The sequence below is a fragment of the Thermogutta sp. genome, from assembly GCF_014359955.1.
GTDB lineage: Bacteria > Planctomycetota > Planctomycetia > Pirellulales > Thermoguttaceae > Thermogutta.
Genome location: NZ_JACIYL010000129.1, coordinates 1 through 8,053 on the forward strand (window position 1 = coordinate 1; position 8,053 = coordinate 8,053).

Genomic DNA, 8,053 nt, shown 5'->3' on the forward strand with positions numbered 1-8,053 from the left:
GGCTGCGTTACCAAACAGGTTGCCCGATTTTCTGATTTCCCGATCACCCGAAGGGTCACAGTCCCGTCGGCGAGAACGACCCGATCTCCCTCCTTCAATGCCGAAATGACCGCGGGACAGGAGACGGGCAGTTCGGTGGGCTGCTGGGGGGGTTCCTCCATCACGAATGTGACCTGCATTCCCGGTTGGCATTCCAGCGATCCATTTTTCAGCTCCCCAAGCCGAATCTTTGGTCCGCCAAGATCAACGAGAATACCAAGCGGGGTTTTGAGGTCCTGCTCGATCTCTCGGATCCAGTGGACCCGGGCGTCGTGCTCCTCGAAGGACCCGTGGGCCATGTTGAGTCTGAAAACGTCCACACCGGCTTTGACGAGAGCTTCGATTTTGTCTCGTCCGTGCGTGGCTGGCCCAAGTGTGGCGACAATCTTTGTCTGGCTTGGCCGACGTGGGACGGCAGGGAGTTCCATTGGATCAGTCCAAATTTGCGAACAACGTAACAATCACTAACCCATTTTGACGCCTTTCAGGGAGCGGTTCCCAGTGTGATGCATCATAACTTGTCTTCCAAGTTGCTAACAGGGTTCCCCGTACCGCAAGTTGAGACGTTCTCTCAATCATGGTCCTTGGGAGGGACGCGCTTGTCGGGGCGGTTTTTCCGGAGGGGCCTGCTCGTCAGGTCCGCCATTCAGCGTTGGAAATTCCATCCCCTTCCGCTGGGCACGACAAGCGTACTCCTCCCAAACATTTCGGAGGGATGTGCTTGCGACGTCCGCCGTTTAACGTTGGATTTTCCATTGCCGTTCACCGGGCACAACAAGCATGCCCCTCCGAAGCGTCGGAAAGTCCGATCGTTCATACCAGATGGAAACGACATAACCGGATCGAGGCAACGAGCAATTACTTGCGGCTATCCTAGTGGCAGGTTATTCTGAAGGGGAACAATCCTCGGTGTTCCCACCATTTTGGTACACCATCGGCTGTCTTTTTCCTTTACTGGTAAAGGAGTTGCGTATGAAGTTGCCTCACGCCTCGCGACGGGATTTCTTGAAATGGTCAGCGGGACTGGCGGTCACTGTGCCGCACATTTGGGTGAGCCCCTTTTCCTGGGCAGAATCACCCAACGAACGCTTGAATGTGGCGGCAATCGGAGTGGGTGGCCGTGGCACGGACATCGGACGGCAGGCAGCGCAGCTTGGCAACATGGTGGCCTGTGCCGACGTGCATCGCCTGAATGCCGAGAATTTTGCCAAACCCTATGAGGGACGTTGCGCTGTTTACAAGGATTATCGCGAGATCCTCGATCGCAAAGACGTAGATGCCGTGACGATCGGAACTCCGGATCACTGGCATGTGAAGATTTCTATCGACGCCATGAAGGCGGGCAAAGACGTTTATTGCGAAAAACCCCTCACGCTGACCATTCAAGAAAGCCAACTCATTTGCGAGGCGGTGCGACGCACCGGTCGCGTTTTCCAGGTGGGCACGCAGCAGCGCAGTGAATTCAACAGCATGTTCCTCAAAGCAGTTGTGATGGCGCGGAGCGGCCGATTGGGCAAGAAGTTGCGGGCCATCAGTTCTGTGGGGCAGGCCACATCGGGTGGACCCTTCCCCACTTCCGAACCGCCGGAATACCTCGACTGGGATTTCTGGCTGGGTCAGGCCCCCAAGGTGCCCTTCTGTGAGAACCGCATCGGCTGGAATTTCCGATGGTGGTTCGAATACTCCGGCGGCCAGGTGACCGACTGGGGTGTCCACCATACGGACATCGCCATTTGGGCTCTCGGCGGTGAAGACACCGGGCCCATCGAGGTAACCCCGGTCAGCTTCGAATTCCCGCTGGGACGGGAATTGATGCTGGAAACGCTTCTCGGCAAGCGGCGCTGGGAGGACCTGCCGGTCGCTTATAACGTGGCCAAGACCTTCGAGTGCGACATGGTTTTGCCCAATGGAAATGTGGTGAAGCTTCTCAGTGGCCCAAACGAGTTGATCATCCAGGGCGAACTGGGCCGCATTCGGGTGAATCGGGGAAGCCTCACCGGGCGACCAATCGAAGAACTGACAGAAGCTGACAAAAAGTGGCTGGATGAAGAGGTCCGCAAACTGTATCGCGGTAAGGAGCCGGGCAGCCACATGCGGAATTTCTTCGAATGTGTGAAAGACCGGAGTTTGCCCATTTCGGATGTTTTCACACATTGCAACGCGGTGAATGCTTGCCACATGGCGAACATTGCCATGCTGCTGAATCGCAAGGTGAAGTGGGATCCGGAGAAGTATCAGTTCGTCGATGATGAGGAAGCCAACACGCTGACCAAGCGCAAGCAGCGCGAGCCGTACACCATCACCTTGTGATCGCGGGGAACTGGACGGCTTTGCCCGAGGCGTCCTCGGGCAAAGCCTGCGCAAGTTCTGCAATCGGCCCGTGTAAAATGTCCTTCGCAGGGGATACGGTTCCGCCCGAACCGTATCCCCATTGTGTTCAATTGTCTTCAATATTTGAGATACGCTCGAAAATAGCGTCGTTCGGTTGACGAACACGGTGAGCCCCCGCCTCAGATTATTTCTCGTGTTGCATTGAGGGGTTTGAAACATCTGACTACAATCGAGCCAAGGCACTCCGATTGGTTCGCCTTCCCCGCCGAAATGACGACTTGTGGGCCCATCTGGAGGAGACTTTCCATGCTTGCACGAAGACTGTCCCGTCGGGATTTACTGAAAGGTGCCGCTCTCAGCGGGGGACTGGCTGTTCCTTTGCTCTGGCTTCCCAGGCTTGCCCGAGGAGAATCGGCGAACGAGACGATCGGAATCGGGGCGATCGGAGTCGGGGGGCGCGGATCGGGAATCGGGAATGAGGCTGCACGCTTCGGTGTGATGCTCGCCTGTGCTGATGTGGACAGAAGTCATGCCGAAAGATTCGCCTCGCGCTTTGGAGGCCGGTGCGAGGTGTTTACAGATTACCGTCGGGTGCTCGATCGCAAAGACATCCACGTGGTGACCATCGGAACACCCGATCACTGGCACACCAAAATCGCTGTGGAGGCGATGCTGGCGGGGAAGGATGTGTACTGTGAAAAGCCGCTCACGCTAACGATCGATGAGGGCAAAATCCTGCGGCGGGTCGTGGCGGAAACAAAACGGGTCTTTCAGGTGGGGACCCAGCAGCGGAGTGATCGCCGTTTTCTCCAGGCTGTCGCGCTTGCCCGGAGTGGCCGCCTCGGAAAGCCCCTGACCGCCACCTGCTCCATCGGGGCGGGCCCAAAAGGTGGCCCCTTCCCCACAAGTGATCCACCCGCGACGCTGGACTGGGATTTCTGGTTAGGTCAGGCCCCACTCGTCCCCTACACCAAGGAACGCTGTCATGGAACGTTCCGATGGTGGTTGGAATACTCCGGAGGAAAATTCACCGACTGGGGGGCGCACCACGTGGACATCGCCCAATGGGGCCTCGGATGCGAACATACAGGACCCATCGAAGTTGAAGGACATGGGGAATTCCCCACCATTCCCCAAAATTTTGATCCGGTGGCATTCTTCGCGGGAAAGGTCAAGCTGCCGAACGCCTACAACACGGCCACGACATTCCGGTGCACGCTCAAATTTGCTAATGGTGGAACGATCATCGTTCAGCACGGTCCAGATAATGGCGTGTGGTTTGAGGGACCCGACGGAAGAATTTTTGTGAATCGCGGCAGAATCTCGGGCAAGCCAATTGAGGATTTGACCAAGAACGAGCAGCAGTGGCTCGAAGAAGAGGTCACCAAGCTCTACAAAGGACGGCAACTGAAGGGGCACATGGCCAACTTCTTTGAATGCGTTCGCGAAAGAGCCGAGCCGATTTCGGATGTGGCCACGCACCATCGCGAGCTTTCATCCTGCCACATGTGCAATATCGCAATGCTGCTCAAGCGAAAGCTGCGATGGGATCCGGAAAAGGAAGTTTTCGTCGGCGACGAACAGGCCAACGCTCTGCTTTCCCGCCCGCAACGAAAGCCCTACACGATCGAGGTGTGAAACCCCATTGGGCGGCGAGCAGGAATGGCGGTCCAGTCCGCGTGAGAGACAGGACAAGTCGCTCGGTAGAGGCTGAGTGCGACCCTGGGCTGCCCGGCGCGCATTTCGGAGACGGGTGTTCGCCGGGCAGTTTTTCCGCCTGCCCTGGGCTTTGCCCCGACTTCGCGTATCATCAAAGAGGGAACCGGCACGAAAAACGGGGCTGCGTCTTGCTGCCCATGATTTTTCGGCGTTTACTTACATTTTTGGGTGCGATGATTGTCCGTGAGAAAGGTGTCCCGTGTCGTACTGGAGCAACAAGAATGTTCTGGTGACGGGAGGCTCGAGTGGACTGGGGTTCGCCATCGCGCGCGAATTTGCCAGGGCTGGAGCTCGGGTGGCAATTGTAGGGCTGGAGCCGGCCGGGGTTGAAAAGGCGGCCGAAGAGCTGGGCCGAATTTCCAGTGCCATCCTTCCTCTTACAGGCAATATTTGCGTGGAATCCGACGTTGCCCGGATTGTGAATTCCATCCGGGAAAAATGGGGAGCCCTGGAAGTCCTCGTCAACAACGCAGGTCGTTCAATGCGGGGCACTGTCCGGGACACGACTCCGGACCAATTTCGGGAGCTGATGGAGCTAAACTTCATCGCCCTGGTTCGAATGACCCAGGCATTTCTGGACGATTTGTTGGCCACCCGCGGCCATGTGGTCAACATTGGATCATTGGCCGCCAAAGCGGCCGCCAAATTTGTGGGGGCGTACCCGGCGACAAAGCATGCTGTGGCGGCCTTTTCGCAGCAGCTTCGCCTGGAGTTGGGACGTCGGGGGTTGCATGTGTTGCTGGTCTGTCCGGGACCGATCGCCAGAAGTGGGGACCGCCTCTACCGTTTAGAGGGGGCCGAACGGGTCCCGCAAGCTGCTCGTGGGCCGGGGGCGGGCGTCAAAGTCCGGGCGATCCCGCCCGATTGGCTCGCCAGGCGTATACTTCGCGCCTGTGAAGCCCGGAAGCCGGAGCTGGTGGTGCCGGCTCGGGCGAGGTTGCTCTTCGCCATCGCACAATTATCCCCACGTTTGGGGGATTGGCTTATTGAACGATTCACCCCTCGAGGTGAGGATTCATAATGTCAAGGCATAGCCGAGCTTCACGACGCCGTCCCTTGACAAGTGTTATGGGAAGCGTCACTATAATGTTTTCCGGGCGAAAGTCCCGAGTGATGTCAAAAAACCCGCAAACAGGCAAAATCCACGGTAACCCATCTGGGTGAGGGGATTCCACAGAGAAAAGCGCAGTTCTGAGAGACTGGGTTCAGCATGCCGACAATCAATCAGCTTGTACGCAAACCTCGGAAGCCCAAGAGAAAGTTCAGCAAGTCTCCGGCTTTGGACGGCTGCCCCCAGAAGCAGGGGGTGTGCTTGATTGTGCGAACCATGACTCCCAAGAAGCCGAACTCCGCTCTGCGGAAGATCGCGCGGGTTCGGTTGAGCAATGGGAAAGAGGTCACGGTCTACATCCCGGGCGAGGGGCACAATCTTCAGGAGCACTCCATCGTTCTGGTGCGGGGAGGTCGTGTCCGGGACTTGCCGGGTGTCCGCTACCAGGTTATCCGGGGAACACGCGACTGTGCCGGCGTGGAAGGGCGTCGGCAGTCCCGGAGCCGTTATGGTGCCAAGAAGCCGAGCAAGTGAGGTAGGGAATTTTCCGAGGTGGCATTTTAAGATCGGACAGAAGATATGGGTCGCAAAACAGCCAGTGAAGCGATTCTCAAGCCGGATCCGAAATACGGGTCACTTCTTGCCAGCAAGTTCATCAACTGCATGATGTGGAACGGCAAGAAGACCGTTGCCCAGGCTATTTTTTACAAAGCGCTGGATATCCTGGCGCAGCGGATTCCGGACCGGAATCCTATTGACGTGTTTACGGAAGCCGTCGAGAACGTGAAGCCGAATATTGAGGTGCGTTCCCGACGGGTCGGTGGTGCGTCCTACCAGGTGCCCATGCAGGTCAGTCCCAAGCGGCAGCAATCGCTGGCCATCCGCTGGATCATTCAGGCGGCCCGCGAGCGAAAAGGCAAACCCATGCACGAGAGGCTTGCGGCCGAGCTTGAAGCGGCCTACAAGAAAGAGGGTGCCGCTATCACCAAGCGGGAAAACGTCCACCGGATGGCCGAGGCCAACAAGGCGTTTGCTCACTTCGCTTGGTGAGATCTCCTGGGAAGACGCACACCGCGCCGGACGCTTTCGGTGCGGTGTTCTTTTGCGCAGTGAGTCATTCCTGAAGGTACAGAAAGCTCAGTCAGCACCATGCCTCGCGACATCAAGAATATTCGTAATATCGGGATTGTGGCCCACATTGACGCGGGAAAAACGACCCTTACCGAACGAATGCTGTTTTACGCGCACTTTATTCATCGAGTGGGGTCGGTGGATGAGGGGACCACGGTGACCGATTACGATCCCGAAGAGCAGGAACGCGGGATCACCATCAAGGCAGCGTGCGTCACGTTCGATTGGCGCGGCGTCCACATCAACCTGATCGACACGCCGGGTCACGTGGATTTTACTGCGGAGGTGGAACGCTCCCTGCGAGTCCTTGACGGGGCCGTGGTGGTTTTCAGTGCCCGCGAAGGCGTCGAGGCCCAGAGCGAAACCGTCTGGAAACAGGCGGACAAATACCATGTTCCGCGTATTGCATTCATCAACAAGATGGATCGCGAGGGAGCCGACTACTTCGGGACACTGGAAGAAATCGAAAAACGGCTGGAATGCCGTCCTGTACCGGTCAATCTTCCGATCGGGAGTGGCCCCGCCCACTTTAACAACCCGTTCCGTGGAGTGATCGATCTCATTTCGATGAAAGCCCTTCGGTTTGTGGAAGAAGGGAATCACGCCGAAGTGATTGCCGAGGAAATCCCGGAGGAATTGAAAGAAGAGGCGCAGATGTGGCGCCACAATATGCTGGATCAGTTATCGCTCTACAGCGATAAACTCACCGAGTTATTGCTGGCGGAAGAGCCGATCCCGGAAGATCTCATCCGCTCGGTGATTCGACAGGCTACCATCGGCAATTTGATCGTGCCCATTCTTTGCGGTTCCGCGCTCCATGGAATCGGGGTGCAGCCCGTTCTAGACGCGGTGGTCGATTACCTGCCCGACCCGACCGAGATTCCCCCGGTGGAGGGGACGGATCCAGAAAACCCCAACAAGAAACTCGTTCGCAAAGCCGATCCCAAGGAACCTTTTTGTGGGCTGGTCTTCAAGGTTCAGGCGGACCGCTACGGCGACCTGGATTATGTCCGGGTGTATTCTGGGCGTCTGACGGCCAACAGTCGTGTGCTCAATCCTGGCAAAAATAAGAAGGAAAACGTGCCTCAATTATGGCGCATTCAGGCTGACCGCCGCGAACAGATTCAGGCGGTGGAAGCGGGGGATATCGTGGGGATCATGGGCATGCGGCACTCCGTTACAGGGGACACGTTATGCGACCCCAAACATCCCATCCTGCTGGAGCCCATCGTATTTCCCCAGACCGTTATCGATATGGCCATTGAGCCGGAAACTACGGCGGAGCGGAAGAAGCTCATCGATGCCCTCGAGTTGATGAAGCGGCAGGATCCAACCTTCCGGTACAAAGAGCACGAAGAAACCGGGCAGATTATCATCAGCGGTATGGGAGAGCTTCATCTGGAGGTAGCCGTCCATCGGTTGGTTCGGGAACACAACCTGAAAGTTCGCGTGCAGAAACCACGCGTGAGTTACCGCGAGACGGTGGAAAAGGCCGTCGAAGTCACCGGCGTGTGCCACCGCACGGTGGGCGGCCAGCCGCTCTTTGCGGAGCTCTCCATACGCATGGAACCGTTCGACAAATCTCCCAAACCCGTGGTCGTTGTGGTTGAAAACGCCGAAGGACTGCCCGCCCCATTCCTGAAGGCGGCTCTGGAGGTGCTCGAGCAGCAGGGAGAAGGCGGTGGCCTGCTTGGTTTCCCGCTTATGCACGTTCGGGTGGCTATTACCGGAGCAAAGGTGCACGAGACGGAATCGAACGAACTCGCGTTTCGCCTGGCCGCC

7 protein-coding genes are annotated in these 8,053 nt (G+C 57.4%); 6 read left to right on the plus strand and 1 reads right to left on the minus strand.

The features are described 5' to 3' along the window. Window positions 1–467, minus strand: a 467-nt coding sequence (locus H5U08_RS05960; RefSeq protein WP_297031233.1) for a pyruvate kinase, incomplete at its 3' end; no start/stop codon positions are given. 544 nt (window positions 468–1,011) lie between these two features. On the opposite strand from H5U08_RS05960, the gene H5U08_RS05965 reads away from it, so the two are divergent. The 6 genes from H5U08_RS05965 to H5U08_RS05990 all read left to right on the plus strand — a co-directional run. After that, window positions 1,012–2,349, plus strand: a complete 1,338-nt coding sequence (locus H5U08_RS05965; RefSeq protein ID WP_297031234.1) for a Gfo/Idh/MocA family oxidoreductase — start codon at window positions 1,012–1,014, stop codon at window positions 2,347–2,349. A 327-nt stretch (window positions 2,350–2,676) separates the two neighbouring features. Then, window positions 2,677–4,008 (plus strand): Gfo/Idh/MocA family oxidoreductase, encoded by a 1,332-nt coding sequence (locus H5U08_RS05970; RefSeq protein WP_297031236.1) that lies wholly within the window; start codon window positions 2,677–2,679, stop codon window positions 4,006–4,008. Window positions 4,009–4,288: 280 nt separating this feature from the next. Next, window positions 4,289–5,110 carry an SDR family NAD(P)-dependent oxidoreductase gene (locus H5U08_RS05975; protein WP_297031238.1) on the plus strand — a complete coding sequence of 274 codons (822 nt, stop codon included), beginning with the start codon at window positions 4,289–4,291 and terminating at the stop codon, window positions 5,108–5,110. A gap of 189 nt (window positions 5,111–5,299) precedes the next feature. Further along, window positions 5,300–5,674, plus strand: coding sequence for a 30S ribosomal protein S12 (gene rpsL / locus H5U08_RS05980; RefSeq protein ID WP_297031240.1), 375 nt, complete (start codon window positions 5,300–5,302; stop codon window positions 5,672–5,674). A 45-nt stretch (window positions 5,675–5,719) separates the two neighbouring features. Further along, the gene (rpsG, locus tag H5U08_RS05985) at window positions 5,720–6,190 is read left to right on the plus strand and encodes a 30S ribosomal protein S7 (RefSeq protein WP_297031242.1); all 471 of its coding nucleotides are present in this window, start codon (window positions 5,720–5,722) and stop codon (window positions 6,188–6,190) included. Between the two features lie 99 nt (window positions 6,191–6,289). Further along, window positions 6,290–8,053 (plus strand): translation factor GTPase family protein (locus tag H5U08_RS05990; RefSeq protein WP_297031244.1); only part of this gene is annotated, 1,764 nt, incomplete at its 3' end.